Annotated in this window: 22 protein-coding genes; 11 read left to right on the top strand and 11 right to left on the bottom strand. The window is 31.7% G+C overall.

Annotation, left to right across the window (positions count from 1 at the left end; genetic code table 11):
• Window positions 1-55: 55 nt before the first annotated feature.
• Entirely contained in the window at window positions 56-2,020 is a 1,965-nt protein-coding gene (locus tag C1S72_RS13605; protein ID WP_104736281.1) for a DUF349 domain-containing protein, read from the top strand.
• A 430-nt stretch (window positions 2,021-2,450) separates the two neighbouring features.
• Here the strand turns inward: C1S72_RS13605 and mazG are convergent, their stop codons facing one another.
• The 5 genes from mazG to ruvX all read right to left on the bottom strand — a co-directional run bounded on the left by mazG (window position 2,451) and on the right by ruvX (window position 5,358).
• Window positions 2,451-3,230 (bottom strand): nucleoside triphosphate pyrophosphohydrolase, encoded by a 780-nt coding sequence (mazG, locus tag C1S72_RS13600; RefSeq protein ID WP_104736280.1) that lies wholly within the window; start codon window positions 3,228-3,230, stop codon window positions 2,451-2,453.
• Between the two features lie 107 nt (window positions 3,231-3,337).
• Window positions 3,338-3,757 carry a DUF5606 family protein gene (locus C1S72_RS13595; RefSeq protein WP_104736279.1) on the bottom strand — a complete coding sequence of 140 codons (420 nt, stop codon included), beginning with the start codon at window positions 3,755-3,757 and terminating at the stop codon, window positions 3,338-3,340.
• A gap of 53 nt (window positions 3,758-3,810) precedes the next feature.
• A complete protein-coding gene (def, locus tag C1S72_RS13590) occupies window positions 3,811-4,401 on the bottom strand; it encodes a peptide deformylase (RefSeq protein WP_104736278.1) in 591 nt (196 codons plus the stop codon).
• Window positions 4,402-4,518: 117 nt separating this feature from the next.
• Window positions 4,519-4,758: a hypothetical protein gene (locus tag C1S72_RS13585; protein ID WP_162919991.1), complete on the bottom strand. Its 240-nt coding sequence runs from the start codon at window positions 4,756-4,758 to the stop codon at window positions 4,519-4,521.
• Between the two features lie 189 nt (window positions 4,759-4,947).
• Entirely contained in the window at window positions 4,948-5,358 is a 411-nt protein-coding gene (gene ruvX, locus C1S72_RS13580) for a Holliday junction resolvase RuvX (protein WP_104736276.1), read from the bottom strand.
• Between the two features lie 130 nt (window positions 5,359-5,488).
• Here ruvX and C1S72_RS13575 point away from each other — a divergent pair, with 130 nt between their 5' ends.
• The 3 genes from C1S72_RS13575 to C1S72_RS13565 are packed head-to-tail and all read left to right on the top strand — an operon-like array spanning window position 5,489 to window position 8,138.
• Complete coding sequence (locus C1S72_RS13575) at window positions 5,489-6,304, top strand: 2,3,4,5-tetrahydropyridine-2,6-dicarboxylate N-succinyltransferase (protein WP_104736275.1); 816 nt, start codon at window positions 5,489-5,491, stop codon at window positions 6,302-6,304.
• Window positions 6,305-7,363, top strand: a complete 1,059-nt coding sequence (locus C1S72_RS13570) for a glycosyltransferase family 9 protein (RefSeq protein ID WP_104736274.1) — start codon at window positions 6,305-6,307, stop codon at window positions 7,361-7,363.
• Between the two features lie 4 nt (window positions 7,364-7,367).
• A complete protein-coding gene (locus C1S72_RS13565; protein ID WP_104736273.1) occupies window positions 7,368-8,138 on the top strand; it encodes a glycosyltransferase family 2 protein in 771 nt (256 codons plus the stop codon).
• Here C1S72_RS13565 and C1S72_RS13560 read toward each other — a convergent pair.
• Complete coding sequence (locus C1S72_RS13560; RefSeq protein ID WP_104736272.1) at window positions 8,124-8,876, bottom strand: lipopolysaccharide kinase InaA family protein; 753 nt, start codon at window positions 8,874-8,876, stop codon at window positions 8,124-8,126. The genes C1S72_RS13565 and C1S72_RS13560 overlap by 15 nt on opposite strands.
• Before the next feature lie 88 nt (window positions 8,877-8,964).
• Between C1S72_RS13560 and C1S72_RS13555 the strand changes: the two genes are divergently transcribed.
• Entirely contained in the window at window positions 8,965-10,041 is a 1,077-nt protein-coding gene (locus C1S72_RS13555; RefSeq protein ID WP_104736271.1) for a glycosyltransferase family 4 protein, read from the top strand.
• Here C1S72_RS13555 and C1S72_RS13550 read toward each other — a convergent pair.
• Window positions 10,030-10,896, bottom strand: coding sequence for a hypothetical protein (locus C1S72_RS13550; protein WP_104736270.1), 867 nt, complete (start codon window positions 10,894-10,896; stop codon window positions 10,030-10,032). The two genes, C1S72_RS13555 and C1S72_RS13550, sit on opposite strands and share 12 nt — an antisense overlap.
• Window positions 10,897-10,964: 68 nt before the next feature.
• Here C1S72_RS13550 and C1S72_RS13545 point away from each other — a divergent pair, with 68 nt between their 5' ends.
• Window positions 10,965-11,960, top strand: a complete 996-nt coding sequence (locus C1S72_RS13545; protein WP_104736269.1) for a glycosyltransferase — start codon at window positions 10,965-10,967, stop codon at window positions 11,958-11,960.
• Here C1S72_RS13545 and C1S72_RS13540 read toward each other — a convergent pair.
• Genes C1S72_RS13540 through C1S72_RS13525 form a run of 4 tightly spaced genes read right to left on the bottom strand, consistent with a single transcriptional unit; the run spans window position 11,952 to window position 15,517 of the window.
• Window positions 11,952-12,998: a glycosyltransferase family 2 protein gene (locus C1S72_RS13540; RefSeq protein WP_162919990.1), complete on the bottom strand. Its 1,047-nt coding sequence runs from the start codon at window positions 12,996-12,998 to the stop codon at window positions 11,952-11,954. The two genes, C1S72_RS13545 and C1S72_RS13540, sit on opposite strands and share 9 nt — an antisense overlap.
• Window positions 12,952-13,512, bottom strand: coding sequence for a DapH/DapD/GlmU-related protein (locus C1S72_RS13535; protein ID WP_104736267.1), 561 nt, complete (start codon window positions 13,510-13,512; stop codon window positions 12,952-12,954). The genes C1S72_RS13540 and C1S72_RS13535 overlap by 47 nt, the downstream gene beginning before the upstream one ends.
• A gap of 8 nt (window positions 13,513-13,520) precedes the next feature.
• Complete coding sequence (locus C1S72_RS13530; RefSeq protein WP_104736266.1) at window positions 13,521-14,441, bottom strand: hypothetical protein; 921 nt, start codon at window positions 14,439-14,441, stop codon at window positions 13,521-13,523.
• On the bottom strand, window positions 14,438-15,517 hold the full coding sequence (locus C1S72_RS13525) for a DegT/DnrJ/EryC1/StrS family aminotransferase (RefSeq protein WP_104736265.1): 1,080 nt from the start codon (window positions 15,515-15,517) through the stop codon (window positions 14,438-14,440). The genes C1S72_RS13530 and C1S72_RS13525 overlap by 4 nt, the downstream gene beginning before the upstream one ends.
• 84 nt (window positions 15,518-15,601) lie before the next feature.
• Here C1S72_RS13525 and C1S72_RS13520 point away from each other — a divergent pair, with 84 nt between their 5' ends.
• The 5 genes from C1S72_RS13520 to C1S72_RS13500 are packed head-to-tail and all read left to right on the top strand — an operon-like array spanning window position 15,602 to window position 19,656.
• On the top strand, window positions 15,602-16,162 hold the full coding sequence (locus C1S72_RS13520) for an L-threonylcarbamoyladenylate synthase (RefSeq protein ID WP_104736264.1): 561 nt from the start codon (window positions 15,602-15,604) through the stop codon (window positions 16,160-16,162).
• 53 nt (window positions 16,163-16,215) lie between these two features.
• On the top strand, window positions 16,216-17,634 hold the full coding sequence (locus C1S72_RS13515) for a CCA tRNA nucleotidyltransferase (RefSeq protein WP_104736263.1): 1,419 nt from the start codon (window positions 16,216-16,218) through the stop codon (window positions 17,632-17,634).
• Window positions 17,635-18,087: a GNAT family N-acetyltransferase gene (locus tag C1S72_RS13510; protein ID WP_104736262.1), complete on the top strand. Its 453-nt coding sequence runs from the start codon at window positions 17,635-17,637 to the stop codon at window positions 18,085-18,087.
• Between the two features lies 1 nt (window position 18,088).
• On the top strand, window positions 18,089-19,105 hold the full coding sequence (locus C1S72_RS13505; RefSeq protein ID WP_104736261.1) for a COX15/CtaA family protein: 1,017 nt from the start codon (window positions 18,089-18,091) through the stop codon (window positions 19,103-19,105).
• A gap of 35 nt (window positions 19,106-19,140) precedes the next feature.
• Window positions 19,141-19,656 (top strand): IS1096 element passenger TnpR family protein, encoded by a 516-nt coding sequence (locus C1S72_RS13500; protein ID WP_104736260.1) that lies wholly within the window; start codon window positions 19,141-19,143, stop codon window positions 19,654-19,656.
• The last annotated feature ends 81 nt before the right edge of the window (window positions 19,657-19,737 follow it).

The raw sequence follows: 19,737 nt of genomic DNA, 5'->3' as shown, positions 1-19,737 counted from the left end.
GTTGTTGTTATCTTTAACACTTTAGTAATAGATAAGAACCATAACATTTAGTAAAATGTCAGAGCACGATAACCTGCAAGAAGCAGACGGAAAGAAAGCCACAGAATCAACACCAGAAAAGGCAGAAAAGATAACTTCAGAAGATCAATCTGAAACCAATTCTAAAGAATCAATAGAAACTCCAGAAACAGCGGTAGAGCATGATGCTGTAGATGAAAATGATGAGGAGAAGGTTTTAAATGAGATCGAGGAATCTAATGCTGAAGATGCCGAAGATGAAGGCAACAAAGACCGACACCAAATAGAGCATAAAGAATATGATAAAATGTCTCTTGAGGCATTGACAGAAGAGCTAGAAAAACTTGTAAAAAGTGAAAAGGTTCAAGCTATTAAATCGCATGTTGAAAATATACGTTCTGAATTTAAGTCTAAATTTCATTCATTACTAGAAGAGAAAAAAGAAGAATTTTTGAATGATGGTGGTAATGAGATTGACTTCTATTACTCCAGCCCTATCCAGAAACAATTTAAGGAAACTTACAAAGAATACCGTAGTAATCTCAATGCACACTATAAAAATATTGAGAGAAATCTTAAAGACAATTTAGCCAATAGATTGGAAATAATTGAAGATATTAAAGGGCTTTTCAATGTTGAAGAAAACATCAACACAACCTATAAACACTTTAAAGAACTTCAAGACCGTTGGAAAAATGCAGGTCCTATTCCAAGAGATAAGTACAACAATGCTTGGAATAGTTATCATCATCATGTTGAAATGTTCTATGATTTCTTGCATCTAAATAGAGATTTACGCGATTTAGATTTTAAGCATAATCTGGAACAAAAAGTTAAAATTATTGAGCGTGCCGAAGAATTAGCTGAAGATGATGACCACAACAGAGCTTTCAGGGAACTTCAAGCATTACACAAAATGTGGAAAGAAGAATTGGGACCCGTTGGAAAAGAACATCGTGAAGAGATTTGGGAACGTTTCAAGGCCGCTACCAAAAAGATAAATGATAAACGTCAAGCTTATTTTGCTGAATTGGATAAGGTTTATGAAAAAAACCTTGAAATCAAACATGAAATCATAGCAAAAATAGAAGCCATAGCTGATAAAGGAGCAAACTCCCACAATGCTTGGCAAAATAACATCAAAGAAGTTGAAACTTTAAGAAATGAATTTTTTGGAGCTGGCAAAGTTCCTATTAAGGTGAATGAAGCTACTTGGGCAAAATTTAAAGATGCCGTAAGAACGTTTAATAGAAACAAAAACGCCTTTTACAAAGATTTAAAAAAGTCGCAATACGAAAACCTTCAGAAGAAGTTAGACTTGATAAAAATTGCAGAAGACAACAAGGACAGTGATGATTTTGACACCACGACTCCCTTGATGAAGAAAATTCAAAGTGATTGGAAAAAGATTGGTCACGTTCCGCGAAAAAACAGTGATAAAATTTGGAAACAATTTAAAACAGCCTGTAATCACTATTTTGATAAGTTACATGCCGCCAAAGATGCTGCTAATGCCGAAGGTAATGAGGCTTATGCTGAAAAAATAAAATTGTTGGATGAATTAAAAGGTTTATCCTTATCTGGTGACAAAAAAACAGATTTAGAAGCCGTTAAAACTTTTATCTCTAAATGGAAAGAGGCTGGTAATGTACCACCACATAAACGTTATATTGAAGGTAAACTCAATAAAGCACTAGATGCCACATTTAAAAAACTCAAATTGAATTCCAAAGAAGCTGAACTCATAAAATTTGATACTAAATTAGATGTGCTCAATAACGCAAGTGATTCAAGGCATTTAGATAATGAGCGATCATTTATACGTAAGAAAATAAAAGACGTAAAAGCTGAATTAAATCAGCTTGAAAATAATCTACAGTTTTTTAGTAATGTTAATGATGATAACCCACTTGTTCAAGATGTGCATAAAAATATTGAAAAACACAAACAAGAACTTGAACTCTGGAAAACAAAATTAGATAAGATTAAAGAGCTTTATTAAGCAACCATAATCAAACAAAAAACGAAATCCCGCTTGATAGTTTTAACACTACAAGCGGGATTTCAGTTCTAACTAAACTAACTAAATGGTTGCTTTTCCCAACTATATACAACCAACTTTACCAAAATGACACTTGAGAAGAATCTCTATGATTATGCTATTAATCTACTTATGAAACGTGTCATTTATCATATATACGAACAGAATTAATTTTTGGATGTTTTTAAGTAAAAAATTATATTTTTTTTACTTCTTCCGCTTTGAAATATTTGAAAATCACAAGATTTTCTAATTACTTATTTTGGTAATCGCTTCGCTTCTTCCCTTTTGAAATATTTGAAAATCACAAGATTTTCTAATTACTTATTTTGGTAATCGCTTCGCTTCTTCCCTTTTGAAATATTTGAAAATCACAAGATTTTCTAATTACTTATTTTGGTAATCGCTTCGCTTCTTCCCAAAATATATCCATTTCAGACAGAGTCATATCTTTTAAATTTTTATTTAACTCTTTAGCTTTTGATTCTAAATATTGAAAGCGTTTTGAAAACTTTTTATTAGTACGCTCCAATGCATTTTCAGGATTAATATTTAAAAATCTAGCATAGTTCACCATTGAGAACATAACATCTCCAAACTCATTTTCAATATTATTTCTATGGCCTTTTTTTACTTCCTCTTGCAATTCATTCAATTCCTCCTCTACTTTTTCCCATACTTGATTGGGTTCTTCCCAATCAAAACCAACACCCGCTACTTTATCTTGTATCCTGTTTGCTTTAACTAGTGCCGGCAAACTGTTTGGCACACCTTCTAGCACGCTTTTTTTGCCTTCTTTGAGTTTTAAATTCTCCCAGTTTCGTTTAACGTCTTCTTCGTTTTCAACTTTAACATCACCATAAATATGTGGGTGCCTACTGACTAGTTTATCACAAATACTGTGGCACACATCAGCAATATCAAAATCATTAGTTTCACTACCAATTTTTGAATAAAAAACAATATGCAATAAGACGTCACCTAGCTCCTTTTTTACTTCTTGTAGATCATTATCTAAAATAGCATCTCCTAGCTCATAAGTCTCTTCAATAGTTAAATGCCTTAAGCTTTCCATGGTTTGTTTTTTATCCCAAGGGCATTGCTCCCTGAGTTCATCCATGATGGTTAATAATCTGTCAAAGGCTTTAAGCTGATTGGCTCTTGAATTCATGCTTTTAAATTTTTCTAAAATTACAATTAAAATAGTATTGCTAATTGATAATAAACAAAAAAATCCAGCGTGTTGCTGGATTCTAATATTATCTATAATAAATACTTTTACTCTTCTTCTTCTGAAGTAACAACTACTTCTTCAAAATCTAGCATATCATTTTTTTGAAGTAAGTTATACCACTGTATTATTTTTTTAATATCACTAGCATAAACGCGATCTTCATCATAGTCAGGTAACACTTCGAAAAAGTACTCTTCCAATTTATCTTTATTTTCTTTATGACTAACCGCAGTCTCACCACCATTTTCCTTTTCTTTTATAAGAGTAAAAACTTCACGCAACGGTTTTTCTTCAGTAAGCGTATAAATAGCTATTTCGCTTAAAATACTTACATTATGATGTATACCAACAGACATACGCTTTCTATCAATCATCGATTCTGCAATAAACCCACTACGTGTTTGGGCAATCATCTTATACAATCCTGGTTTACCTGCTATTGACAATACTTTATCTAAACTCATATTATTTTTTTAAAGAGGGCAAATATCTTTTGTTTGCAATTGTTATACAAATATTATCGTTTCTTTTTTTGGTTTGGAAAACGCATTTTATAATCAACACTTATTTTACCTTTTGAAATATTAGAAAGCTTTCCTTTTATTAAGCGCTTCTTCAAACTAGATAACTTATCAGTAAACAAAATACCTTCAATATGATCGTATTCATGTTGGATAACTCTTGCAACTAACCCTTCAAAGGTTTCTGTATGTTTTTCAAAGTTTTCATCGTAATATTCAATAGTAATTTTAGGCTTTCTAAAAACATCTTCCCTAACGTCAGGTATACTTAAACACCCTTCATTAAAAGCCCACTCATCTCCGGTTTCTTCAATAATTTGAGCATTAATAAAGGTACGCTTGAAATCTTTCAAGTATGCTTGTTCATCCTCATCCAAACCAGTATCTTCAGCAAAAGCTGATGTATCAACCAAAAACAAGCGAATATCTAATCCTATTTGTGGTGCAGCGAGTCCAACTCCATAAGCATTATACATAGTTTCATACATGTTATCCAAAAGCCCTTGAAGATTAGGGTAATCTTTTGTGATGTCTTTTCCTTTTTTCTTTAAAACAGGATCGCCATAGGCGACTATAGGTAATACCATTCTCAAAAATTTCTTTTATTGGTCGCAAAAATACAATACTTATAACGTAAATACATAAAAAAACTCCTTTAAATAAAGGAGTTTCAAAATATTATGTATATGGTTATACTTGGTATATTAACAAGCAATACGTTTTTCTTTAATTATAAACAGACCAGCTTCACCTTTAAGCTTAAGACTGATTTTAGTATTAAGTATATCTTTCTTTTTAGCAGCTACTTCTTTAGTAGTTGAAGCTTTTTCAGTTTTAATAACTTCTACCTTCAATTCTGGCTTTTGAGTTTCAACATTTGATTGAGCTTGAACTCCAGAGAAACTTAAGGCGAAGAATAAAAATATAAATAAAAACTGTTTCATTGTCTTATTGTTTATTAATTGAGACATGACAAATATATATATCAACAAAAGCTGAAACAGAAATTATTTGATGAAAACAGGCGAAAAATCGATGATAAGACAAAACCGTGCATTTCATCGATAAACGTACTGTTTTTAAACCTTTACAGCGTGCATTTCATCGATAATGCATTTTTTAGTAGTCAAAACCTATTTAGAATACAGGTAATTTTGAAGTATGAGAGTAGCACTTATTTCATCAATCAAAGCCTTATTTTGACGTTTCTTTTTGGACAATCCACTATCTAACATAGTTTGAAATGCCATTTTTGACGTAAAGCGCTCATCTACACGCTCTATAGGTATGTCTGGTATAACATTTTGAAGTTTTTTTAGGAAAGGAATAATTAAGGCTTCGCTTTCTGATGCTTCATTGTTCATTTGTTTAGGCTCACCTACCAAGAATAAATCTACCTGCTCCTTTTGAACATAATCTTTTAAGAAGTTTATTAAATCTTTGGTATCAACTGTCGTAAGACCAGAAGCTATTATTTGTAACTCATCGGTAATAGCGATACCTGTTCTCTTTTTCCCATAATCTATAGCTAGAAGTCTTCCCATATTATGCAAAATTACAATTTAAAACTAGCATAAAAAACTCCTGTTTCAAATACATTTTAGTTCATTCTTTTTATTAAAATCAAATACTAAGGGTATATTTGTAATTCATTTCTAATTAGTTCTCGATTTCATGAAACAACTTCAACAGATTATAGAAAACGCTTGGGAAGATCGTTCCTTATTAAGCAATAGAGTTACCATTGATAGCATAAGAAGTGTTATTGATTTAATTGATGCCGGAACCCTAAGAGTTGCAGAACCTACCGAATCTGGATGGCAGGTAAATGAATGGGTGAAAAAGGCCGTGGTATTATATTTTCCTATACAAAAAATGGAAACCTTTGAAGTAGGCATTTTTGAATACCATGATAAAATACCTTTAAAAACCGGTTATCAAGAAAAAGGCATCAGAGTTGTTCCTCATGCCGTTGCGCGTCATGGTGCTTACATTTCAAAAGGGGTTATTATGATGCCAAGCTATGTGAATATTGGTGCATATGTTGATGAAGGCACTATGGTTGACACATGGGCAACTGTTGGCAGTTGTGCTCAAATTGGTAAAAATGTACATCTATCTGGTGGTGTTGGTATTGGAGGTGTTCTGGAGCCGTTGCAAGCAGCTCCTGTTATTATTGAAGATAATGCCTTTATTGGCTCAAGGTGTATTGTAGTTGAAGGTGTAAAAGTTGAGAAAGAAGCCGTTTTAGGTGCCAATGTAGTCCTTACGGCATCCACGAAAATAATTGACGTAACTGGTGATGAACCAATTGAAACCAAAGGTGTTGTACCAGCAAGGTCTGTGGTTATTCCTGGAAGCTATACCAAATCTTTTCCGGCAGGTGATTATAATGTACCTTGTGCTTTAATCATTGGTAAGCGAAAGGAAAGTACCAATAAAAAAACATCCTTAAATGATGCGCTTCGGGAATATGATGTAGCTGTTTAAATGAAAATTCTTGTTATACAACAAAAAATGATAGGTGATGTGCTTACAAGCAGCATTCTGTTTGAAGCCTTGCGTGAAAAGTATCCAAATGCTAAATTGGATTACTTAATAAACACACATACTTATCCCGTTGTAGAAAACAATCCTTTTGTTGATAATTTTGTGTTCTTAACAAAAACAGAAGAAAACAGCAAGATAGCACTTTATAAGTTTGCAAAACATATAAAAAATCTTAATTACGATGTGGTTGTTGATGTTTATTCTAAAATATCAAGTAATCTTATAACCCATTTATCTGGTGCTAAAACAAAAATATCCTATCACAAATGGTATTCAGCATTCATATATCACTTTAATATTAAACGGCTTACAACAACAAATTTAGATTGTGGTTTAGCCATAGTTAACCGTATGCAACTTTTAGAGCCTTTAAAGATATCTTTTAAAGAGATTAAGCCTAAAATATACCTGACCAATCAAGAGCTTGAAAACAGTAAATCATTTTTATTAAATAATGGTATTGACTTTAATAAGCCTTTGTTTATGATTAGTGTTTTAGGCAGTGGTCACAACAAAACATATCCATTTGATTATATGGCGCAGGTTATTGACCAAATAGCGGAAACAACAAACGGTCAAATTCTGTTCAATTATATCCCAAATCAAGAAACTGACGCCAAAGCCATTTATGAAAAATGTAAACTAACTACCCAAAAACTAATTTACTTTGATGTATTTGGAAAAAGCCTACGAGAGTTTCTAGCACTAACTGCCCATTGTGATGCCGTAATTGGTAACGAAGGTGGTGCCATAAACATGGCTAAAGCACTACATGTTAAAACTTTTACTATTTTTTCACCTTGGATTGACAAAGACACTTGGAATTTATTTGAAGAAAAAGGCTTCCATGAGTCGGTTCATTTAAAAGATTTTGAACCGAAAACTTACATAAACAAATCTGAAAAAGCTCTGAAACCACAAGCAGAAAAGTTATATACGAAATTTAAACCTGCTTTTTTTAAAGAACAACTTAATGTGTTTTTAAAGCAAATTAATTAGTAATATGTCAAAAATTTCTGCTTTAATAATTACTTACAACGAAGCAATACATATTGATGCACTAGTTAATAATTTGGATTTTACAGATGAAATAATTGTAGTTGATAGTTTTAGCAATGATGGTACTTTTGAGAAATTACAAGATTATGAGCATGTAACTGTCTATCAACATAGATTTAAAAATTTCTCAAATCAAAAGAATTTTGCTTTGAGTAAAGCTAGCCATGAATGGGTTTTGTTTTTAGATGCTGATGAACGATTAACTGAAAGTTTACGAGCAGAAATAATTCATAAAATGGCCAATACTAGTCAAAACATTGTGGCTTATTATGGATTTTTTCAATATTACTTTGGTGATAAACCCATCCGGTTTAGCGGATTCCAAAGTGCCAAATCATTTCGGTTGTTTAAGAAATCGGTTTGTAAATATGATGAGAATAGACCTGTTCATGAACGATTAATAGTTGATGGTAATACTAGCGTACTTAATAACAAAATTTTGCACTATAGTTTTAGAGATTACGAACACTACAAAGATAAGATGACACAGTATGCTAAACTGAAAGCAGCGCAACTTCATGAAAATGGTAAAAAAGTTAATCTTTTGGTGAAGTATGTAAAGATAGCATACCGCTTTTTTAACCATTACATCATGCGACTAGGTGTTTTGGATGGCAAGATTGGTTATCAAATATCAAAATTAAACGCTTATGAAGTCAAAAAGCGTTATGATGAACTGGCACGTTTAAATAAACTCACCCTATCTAAAAAGTAATTTCTTTTTTAAAGCTTTCTTTCGTTTTATTTTGTCTTGGAAAGCATTAATATACTGCCATAGTTTGGAATAAAATTCCCCATAAGAAACACCATAAAGTTTTGCATACTCATCACTCATTACTTTTACCAAACTATCTTGGATGGTTAAACGTGATAAGTTTTTTATTCGAGCTTGTAAATCCATCGGTTCAAAACGCATTCTGTTCAAATCAACTAAATAGAATTTATAAACACCATTATCTATCTGAATTAATGTATTGCCAGGCGAATGATCCAAAAAATTTATCCCTTTTTCATGTAACTCAAACGTGAATCTAGTAAAAGCACGCAATATGTCTTCATGATTGGGATAATTTAGATCTGTAGTTAATTCTCTATAAGTTAAGTCATATGTCAAGTGCTCACTGATATAATAACTTTTTTTAAAAAGAACAGGCGTCTTGAATTCATAATAAGCAATAGGTTGAGGCGTTCCAACATTTAAATTATTAAGCTTGTTTGCGTATTCAAAGGATCTTTGCGCCTTACTTTTCCTAAAAAACTTATACGCTAATTGGTTGATAGCATTAGGAATTTTAAACGATTTGATATTAATAGTCTGACCGTTTAAATCAAATAATTTTAATGAATTGCGGTCCTGATTTCCAAAGTTTTTACCAGAATTATCGAAGTTTTTTATGAATGAAGTCAATTGCTGCTCATCCTCTTTAAAAGCTTTGTTTATTGCGTAATTCATGATGCAATATTACAATATAATTTCGTTTTAATTGTCAATATAATTAGCCGTTATTAGCTATTTTATCTAATTTGCAAAAAAGTTTTTAATGCACAGCATTTGTTTAGAATCACATAATATTGACAACCTTTACTTTGGGTTTGGTCAGTTTAATTATAATTTAATTAAGGCTTTGGCGTCACAAAGTGACATTTTGGAAGCCATGGAATTAGATTTAACACTCATTACCAAACAACCAGATGAACAAAAAGCAGTATTCGGAAATAATTTCAATTATATAAAATACCATTCCTTACTGCGTAAGCAACCTTTCAGAATCAGAAAAAAATTTGATCTATGGCATTCACTTAATCAAAATACCAAAGTTGAGCCGTTTTATAAAATTCCTTATCTATTGACAGTTCATGATGTAAATTTTATGGAAGAACTTGAAGGTAAGAAATTAAAAAAAAGGCAAAAGCTTTTCAACAAAAAACTAAAAAGATGCCATGCTATCACCTACATTTCTAATTATGCTAAAGAAATGACGCACAAATACTTTTCTATTCCAGAGGTTGATGAATATGTAATTTATAATGGAAGCCCTGAAAAAATAACAGTTCCCGAAGATTACAAACCTCAATTTGACCCAGAAGACCTCTTCTTATTTACCATTGGTGAAGTGCTAGAAAAAAAGAACTTTCATACACTTGTTGAAATGATGGTTCATTTACCAGAATTAAAACTTATAATCTCTGGTAAAAACACAACAGATTATGCTAATTTTATTAGGAATGAAATTGCAAGACTAAAACTTGATAGACGCGTATTTCTGACTGGTAAAATAAGTGAATTTGATAAAGCTTATTATCTTGAAAACTGTTATGCATTTTGCTTTCCTTCGCTACGTGAAGGATTTGGAATCCCACCAATTGAAGCAATGAATTATGGCAAGCCGGTTTTTCTCTCCAATAAAAGTTCATTACCTGAAGTAGGCGGTGAACAAGCTTTTTACTGGGATAATTTTGACTCTAGTTATATGGCAAAAATATTTAGAAATGGCATGGACCTATATAGTTCTCAATCAGAAAATTTCAAAGAAAGTTTAATGGCTCATGCTCATTCATACTCTTGGGAAAAAACAGCCAATGCCTACTTGGATGTTTATAAGACCTTACTTAAATAAGTGCTTAAAATATTGTCCGAAATTCTTCTTGGCAATATACATTTTTGAAGGCATTACAGACTCAAGGTTAATGTTTTTTCTAATTTCATCTATTGTTTCGCCTTCACAAAACTCAAGAGACTTCCACTTTTCTGGTTCAATATAAAAAAAGTCTTCTCTGCTTTTATAATTTGATTTATTAGTAGTACGCCATTTCTCGAGAAAGGCATTTTTATCATGTACTTCAATATTATGTCCCCAATTATCCAATTTTAGTTCTAATTCCTCTTCATCTCTTGCGATACTTTCATGAAGTAAAATATTTTGAGTATATACTATTCTTTTTCTAGTGTTACGAGCCACTTTATAATTCGGATAATTGGTTGCCATGATGCCTCTTGTGGGCTCCTTTACGTATAAAACACCTTTATCGGTATATTTATATAAGTTAATCAAATAAGCTGCTATTTGAATATTCTTTTCTTCAGGGTTATCCAAATAACTGTCATAACGTCTTAAGTCTTTTACATACTTACCAAAATCTACAAAGTATTCATCACTATCAACTTGAACTAACCAATTCCCAATACCCATTTTTAGAGAAAGCATATGACGCTCCCTATTATCATTTTCTATAGCTATTAAAGTAGAATCATAGAAATCATCCTTGTATAATTCAATTTTATTATCAACATCAAATTCCTTAAGCCATTGAAAAAAATTTGGATCAACATCAAAAACTTCACCAGACCATGTTCTATTTTTATGATCCATAGCAACAAAAATGGCATCTGCATCTTGGTATACAGGTGGTATAGATTTTTTTAGTTTTTCGTAATCATAAGAAAGTAGAAAACCGACGTGAATTTTTTTCATGTAATATTTTTTACAAATATAGTTTAAGACATAGAAATAACTACTTTTGTCTTATAAATTCTAGCAAAATGCCAGTTCTTACCGTAATAATGCCTGTATATAATGGTGAAAGGTTTATAAAAGAATCCATTGACAGCGTATTAAATCAAACTTTTAGCGACTTTAAACTGTTGGTACTAAACGACAATTCCACTGATAACACAGCAGCTATTTTAGAAAGCTATGAAAGACAGGATGAGCGTGTTGCTGTAATTACCAAAACTAAAAATGAAGGTCCTGCAAACTTAAGAAATGAGGGCATAGAAAAATCTAAAACCGAGTTTATTGCCTTATTAGATGCTGATGATATTGCACAACCATCTCGTTTTGAAAAACAATTTGATTTTTTAAATAAAAATCCAGATAAAGGTGTTTGTGGTACTTGGTTTACTTTTTTTGGTGAAAAGAAAAATAAAACGGTTAAACACGCAGTGACTCATGATGAGCTAAAAGTTCAGTTCTTACATAGTTGTGGTATTGGAAATCCAACAGTGATGTTTAGAAAATCAGCACTTGGTGATTTAAGGTTTGAGCACCAATACGTACCTGCCGAAGACTATGGTCTTTGGAGCCAATTACTAGCGAGAACCAAATTTCATAATCTACCAGAATCGTTATTATTATATCGTTGGCACGATAGTAATATTAGTCAAACAAAAGTAGAGAACTTAAGGAAATCAGAGCGTTTAATAAAAATTAAACAGTTAGAACATTTAGATATTTCATCAAACAATCCAGATATTGATTATTATTTAAATGCTGTTAGCTTAAAAAGAAAACAGTCAGCCGATTCTTTGATTAAAACTATTAAAGCCTCACATGAACTACTTGAATTAAATAACACTAAACAATACTATAATCCCGAAATTTTCAAACAGCACATTACAAGAACAATTGTAAGAAGCATTAGAAATACCAAACAAAAAGATATGTCTTTATATAGGTTTGTAAAAAACGAATCGCGCTACTTTAATTTCATGTCTAGTCTGGATAAAGTCACACTGCTGATAAAAAGCCTATTTTAAAAATCTTAATTTAATAAGACGCCTATAATATTTGAATTTATTTTTCATGTCAGCATTCTTAAAATAATCGGACATAAAATCAAGATGTTCTTTGCTTAAGTCTTCTCCTGCATATTTTAATTTCAAAATTTCAAATGCAGCGGCATTACCCAAGGACCTCAATACTTTTTTGATATTTTGTGTTTTTGATTCGGGTACTAAATCTGTTACTTCTTTTAGATTTTTATATGAAGAATAATTCTTAAACAGGTTAGACTTTAGTGAATAAACACCACCTTCATGTACGCGATAAACAGCACTTATAAAATTTAAAAACACTCCATAACTGTCTTTTAACAAAAGGATATATAATGAATTATCTTTAAATCTTTTTAAGGAAAAAAGTGTTTCAAAATCCAATGCACTTTTTCTAAATAAAGCCGTTAATGTATATGTGCAGTAAGGTCTGAATATATTATGGTAATCCAGCTTTATTTCTTTTTGGTCAAATTTAAAGTCTGTATCTCCAAAGCTATTTCCATTAAAAATCTTATAGTCGGTCCAAGTGATATTACAATCACCCTTTAATTCCATAAAATCTACTTGCTTTTGCAGTTTATTAGAGTCAATCCAATAATCATCGCCTTCACAAAAAGCTATATATTTCCCATTTGAAGAAATTAAGTTGTAGAAATAATTAAATTTCCCAGTAGGAGCTCCATTAACTTTTATATTATTTTCCCTGTGATGAAAAAATAATCTAATTTTTTCAGGATACTTGTCCGCGTATTCAATACAGATTTTTCTTGTATTATCATTCGAAGCATCTTCACCCAGTAATATTTCATAATCAAAATCAACAACCTGATTTATTAAACTGTCTAAACATTCTCCAATATATGGTTCATGATTGTAGGTTTGTACACAAATTGAAACAAGTGGTTTTTTAGCTACTTGGTTTTTGTAAACTTCAACTTTCTTTTTTTGATATTTACTTAAAAACGCCTCACTACTAGTTACCATCATCAGTTTTTCTGTAGAATTTAGCCGGACTACCATACCAAATTTCATCAGCCGGAACATCATGTCTTACTTGGGAACAGGCTCCAATCTCAACATTTTCACCAATAGTTACAGCTGGCATGATAACCACGTTTGCTCCAAATTTACTGTTACGCTTTAAAACACCTGTTTTTTTCTTATCATTTTCGTTTAAATTAGGCGTGTCAGTTACAACAAAGCCATATTTCATTATTACATCATCTTCAACAATTGTATTTGCAGATAAGGTACACCTACTACCCATAGAAACACGGTTTCCTAATTGGCAATTATCTCTTATTTCACAATAAGAAGTAAAACTACAATTATCTCCAACTACAGCATTTTTCCCAACTTTGGTATAGGTTCCAATTTTGGTATTTGATCCAATTTTTGAATTTTCAAGTATCATGGCATAATTTTCAATAACGGTATTATCACCAATTTGGACGCCATCTTCAATCACACAGAACGCTCCGATTTTAACATTTTGCCCTATTTTGGCTTTTTTAGAAATAACTGATGTACTCATTTTTATTCTTATTTTTTATGTGGACTTGGTACGCCCTTTGGTTTATTTAAGTAATTTTTTGACTGAATAATTTTTGCTGGAATTCCAGCTAATGTGGTGAACTCATCACTAAAATTTTTGTTCACCATGGCGCCAGCACCAACAATGGTATTATTTGGGACAAAAATATTAGAGGAAATAATTGAAGCACTTCCTAAAAAACTTCTATCTCCAACTACAGCATTTCCAGCCAAACTAACATTATTTGCCATATGAACATTCTCGCCAACTTGAGCTCCATGTCCTATTTTAGTTCCGTGTGCAATTACAGTTCCATTTCCTATTAAAGTTGTTTCAGATAATGATCCCCGGACAATAGTAACATCAGTTGCAATATGGCAATTTGATTCAATTAGTACATTTCCTATTTGTGGTTGTTTTACCCTTTTTCCTTTTTCATCCCAAATCCAAGCTAATCCTGCAGCACCAATGCAACTATGACTATCTATAAAAACACTCTCTTGTATTTGTGTATTTTCATATATAACAACATGACTTTTTAGAGTAACGTTATTTCCTATCTCACATTTTTCTAAAACACAATAGGGACCTATACTAACATTCTCTCCTATTGTTGTTTCCGGATGAATAATAGCCGTAGGATGAATAATAGCTGATTCCAACTTTACAAGCATAGAGCATATTCTATAATGCACCAACTGCGGATTCTCAACTATAATGAGTGTATTCTTTGAATCTGTCTTTTTGTTAGTAATGATAATGCTATCCTCAATTGCTGGAACATTATCGGAATCATTAACAAAGTACAAACCGTTTTTTATGAGTTTTTTTAAGCTAGCTGCTTTATAATCCAATTGGTAATTAGGATTATGCAACTCATAATTGATTTCATTACTGTTTAAAAATTCCAAAATAGATTCTAAATTCATGAAATGGTCTTTAAAATAATGCTCGAAATTCTATTAACTTCTGAAATAGTCAAATCAAAAAACAAAGGTAAACATAATATTCTTTTAGAAATAGATTCGGCTATTGGCATTTGCTCGCCTTTTAAATAGCCTACTGTATTTAAAGATGGATAAAAATAGCGTCTAGGAAATATTCCTTCTTTATTTAATTGTTCAATTACTTTTAAAACCAGTTCTTCAGATTCAAAAACTACAGGAAAATATGCACAATTATAATCAGTGTTTTCTGTAATTTTTTGAAATTTTAATAAACTATTGCTTTTGAGGTTTGAAAGATAGGATTCATACAAAAGTTTCCTTTTACTGAAAATAGAATCCATGTAAGGAAAAACAGCTAAACCCATAGCTGCTTGTAGTTCACTCATTTTGGCATTAATCCCAATCCCATGAAAATCTTCGGGTCCATTGTGTCCAAAATTATGATGATAGTATAACTTGTCATATAAATCTTTATCAGTTGTCATCATAGCACCGCCTTCACCAGTATGGAAAATTTTGGTAGCATGAAAACTACAAGTACTCACATCACCAAAATTAAAAATACTCTTTCCTTTGTAATTAACTCCAAAACAATGAGCTGCATCATAAATAACTTTCAAATTATGCTTTTTGGCTATTACTTCAATTTTATCAACTTCACATGGATTTCCAAAAACATGTGTTGCGAGAATAGCACTTGTCTTATTCGTGATTTTTTCTTCAATTTTTGATACATCAATATTGAATGATTCTGAATCAATATCAACAAAAACTGGTTTGCAATTCTCCCACGCAATCGTTGAAGCTGTTGCAATGTAACTAAATGGAGTCGTAATAATTTCTCCTGAAAGTCCTAAAGCTTTTATGGCTATTTGTAATGGAAGTGTTCCATTAGTAGTAGCTATAATATTTGAAATCTTATAAGTCGTTTTTATCTTATCTTCAAGTTCTAAAACCAATGCTCCTCTATTAGTTATCCAGTGTTTGTCCCAAGCGGATTTTAATATATTATGATATTCCTTTTGCTTTGGCAAAAAAGCTTTAGTTACATGAATCATTTATATAATTTAGATTAGATTTTAGTTGACATAAATACAAATATAACTGTTTGTTATTGCTTACCAATTATTATTTTTGCCAATATGACGCAAGAGCTAAAGCATTCTTTAAACGTTTTAAAAAAGCATGGGTTGCTTTTATATCCTACTGACACCATTTGGGGAATAGGTTGTGATGCGACAAATAAAGAGGCTGTAGCAAAAGTTTATAAACTAAAGCAGCGTGAAGAAAGCAAAGCACTTATTTGTTTGGTTTCTGATATAGAGACACTTAAAACTTACGTTCATGATATTCCAGAAACGGTGTTGGAGTTGCTTTTTCAAGCCAAAAGACCAACAACCATTATTTACAACAACCCCATTTTATTAGCTAATAACTTAATCGCTAATGATAATACCATTGCCATTAGGTTGGTTAGTGATGGATTTGCCCATGAACTTATAAAGGAGTTCAAAAAACCCATAGTCTCGACATCTGCAAACATCAGTGGCATGCCTGCTCCAAAATCCTTCAAAGAAATACATCCAGACATTTTAAAAGGTGTGGACTATGTTGTAAATTTGCACGATGAAAAAACAGATGCCAGACCATCAACTATTGTTAAGTTGAATTTGGATGGCAAAATAGAGGTTATCAGAGAATAAATATCTAATTCCCAATTACTGAAAAATCTTAATACGAGTTAGTTTTGAGCTAAATGAATTACAAAAAAGCGTTAGAACATCCCATTTTTAAAATCATTTCAGAAACTACTGAAACACTTCAGATTGACAGCTATGTTATTGGAGGCTATGTACGAGATTATATTCTAAAACGAAATCAGCATAAAGACATTGATATCGTTGCAGTTGGTAGCGGCATTGAATTAGCCAAAGCCGTTGCAAAAAATTTGCCTAATTCACCTAAAGTTCAAGTTTTTAAAACCTATGGTACAGCCATGCTGCGTTATGAAGATATTGAAGTTGAGTTTGTTGGTGCTCGCAAAGAATCTTACAGGGAAGATAGCAGAAATCCTATTGTTGAAAATGGTACACTTGAAGATGATCAAAACAGGAGAGATTTCACAATTAATGCACTAGCCTTAAGTCTCAACAAGGCTGATTTTGGGCATTTATTGGATCCTTTTGATGGCGTTCAAGATTTAAATAATAAAATAATACGTACACCTCTAAATCCTGATATAACCTATAGTGATGATCCACTGCGCATGATGCGTGCCATTCGCTTTGCTACACAATTAAATTTCACAATTGAAACTGATTCTCTTGATGCCATTTCAAGAAATAGTGAACGCATAAAAATCATTACCAACGAACGTATTGTTGTTGAACTTAATAAAATTCTGGAATCAAAAAAACCATCGAAAGGATTTTTATTACTAGAAAAAACGGGTTTATTAAAACATATTCTTCCTGAATTAAACGCTTTAAAAGGAATTGATGAAATTGAAGGTCAGCGTCATAAAGATAATTTTTATCATACACTTGAGGTAGTTGATAATATTTCAGAGAATACTGACAATCTTTGGCTTCGTTGGGCAGCTTTACTGCATGATATTGGTAAAGCACCCACTAAAAAATTTGACAAAAAAGTAGGTTGGACCTTTCATGCCCATGAATTTGAAGGTTCAAAAATGGTATATCGTTTATTCAAACGACTTAAAATGCCTCTGAATGACAAAATGAAGTTTGTACAAAAGATGGTTTATATGAGTTCAAGACCTATTGTTTTAGCAAATGATATTGTTACAGATTCTGCTGTTAGACGCCTAATATTTGATGCTGGCGATTATGTAGATGATTTGATGACGCTATGTGAAGCTGATATTACAACCAAGAATCCAAAGAAGTTTGAAAAGTATCATAACAATTTTAAAATTGTTCGTGAAAAAATTGTTGAAGTTGAAGAGCGTGATCGGGTGAGAAATTTTCAACCTCCAATTTCGGGTGAAGAAATCATGAAAACCTTCAATTTAAAACCTTCTCGGGAAATAGGTATTATTAAAGAATCTATAAAAGAAGCCATTCTGGAGGGAGAAATTCCTAACGAGTATCAAGCAGCTTACAACCTCATGCTAAAGGAAGGTGAAAGACTTGGTTTAAAAGTGACTAATTAAATGGTAATAGTTAGCCGAACAAATTCTGAAAATGCAGATTTTAAACTTCTTGTTAAAGAACTGGATGCTTACTTAAAAATTACTGATGGTGACGAACATGATTTTTACAATCAGTTTAACAATATTAATGTATTAAAACATGTGGTCATTGCTTACCAAGATTTGAAACCAATTGGATGTGGTGCTTTCAAGGTATTTGGTAGTCGTTCAATTGAAATTAAACGCATGTATACCAAACCTGAATTCAGAAAATCTGGTGTTGCTGCAAAAATTTTATTTGAACTAGAAAAGTGGAGCAAAGAATTGGATTATGATACTGCTATTTTAGAAACAGGTAAACGACAAATTGAAGCAGTGACTTTTTATAAAAAGAATGGCTATTATATTGTTCCTAACTATGGTCAATATATAGGAATGGATAATAGTCTTTGCTTTAAAAAAGAATTTAAATAATATGAAAAAGGATAACAAAAAAGTTATTTATTGGCTGCTAACAGGATGCTTACTCATCTTTATCATGGTTGTTGTTGGTGGCATTACCAGGCTAACACATTCAGGATTGTCCATATCAAACTACAAACTCATTTCGGGTACCATTCCACCTATGAATGAGGTCGAATGGCAAGAGGCATTTGATTTGTACAAACAATATCCTGAATACCAAAAACTCAACAATCATTTTATATTAGAAGATTTTAAAGACATTTATTTCTGGGAATGGCTACATCGTGTTATCGGTAGATTTATAGGTATCGTTTTCTTTATACCTTTTCTGTACTTTTTATTTACCAAACAACTTTCAAAACCAACAATTAAAAAATCGATTGTTTTAATGGCTTTGGGTAGTTTTCAAGGTTTTTTAGGATGGTACATGGTAAAGAGTGGATTGGTTGACAATCCTGATGTTAGTCATTATAGATTAGCAGCACATTTAACTACTGCATTTATAACATTTGCTTATACTTTTTGGGTTGCTCTAGATTTAATGTTTCCTAATAAAAAAGAAGTCAATATCAAGTTTAGAAATCTCATAAGATTAGGAATGCTTGTCTTACTAATCCAAATTATTTACGGTGCATTTGTTGCAGGTCTGGATGCTGGTTTTATTCACAACGTTTGGCCATTTATGAATGAAGGCAAACTGATTCATGAAACCGTTTATATTGAACAAAATCCAGTTATCAAAAACTTCTTTGAAGGCAAAAGTGGTGTTCAATTTATTCACCGTACATTAGCCTATGTAGTATTTACCTTTATTTTGATTATCTGGTTTAAGGCAAAAAAAATGTCGCTTACGTCGTATCAACTTAAAGGTGTTAACGCATTATTCATATTAGTTGGTCTACAATTTCTATTAGGCGTTTTGACCTTAATCTATGCGGTTCCCGTTTGGTTAGGTGTTACCCATCAAATAGGTGCTTTTTTCCTTTTAACTGCTATGACCTTTACCCTTCATCGCTTTAGTAAATAACTAAAATTAGTTACATTTGCACCAGAAATTAATCTATGATATACCGATTTAGAATAATATTGGATAATGATACTGAAGATGATGTTTTCCGTGATTTAGAAATTCGCGAAACAGACACTTTAGAGGATTTACACAACAGCATCACACAGTCATTTGGATTTGATGGCAATGAGATGGCATCGTTTTATGTTTCAGACGATGAATGGAACCAAGGCGAAGAAATTTCACTATTTGACATGAGCGACGGATTAACACCTGTAAAACTCATGAGTAAAACCATTTTAAAGGATACCGTTCATGAAGCCCAAACAAAGCTTATTTATGTATATGACTTTTTAAGCATGTGGACTTTTTATGTAGAACTGGCTGAAATTGTTGAAGAATCAGAAGGTACAGACTACCCAAATTTAATGTTTGTTCATGGACAAATACCTGACAAAGCTCCTGAAAAATCATTTGAAGCTGAAAGTTTTGATGATTATAATGAGTTTGAAGATGATTTGGATGTTGATGATTACGACAATTTAGATTTTGACGAAAACTGGAATTAATCCTTCAGTATTATAAAATAAAGCATTCCTAACCGAATGCTTTTTTATTTAAAACTTGTAACAATTTTATGAGTTACTCGT

This window comes from Hanstruepera ponticola (assembly GCF_002940745.1).
Taxonomy (GTDB): Bacteria; Bacteroidota; Bacteroidia; order Flavobacteriales; family Flavobacteriaceae; genus Hanstruepera; species Hanstruepera ponticola.
This window is presented reverse-complemented; position numbering and strand designations above follow the sequence as displayed.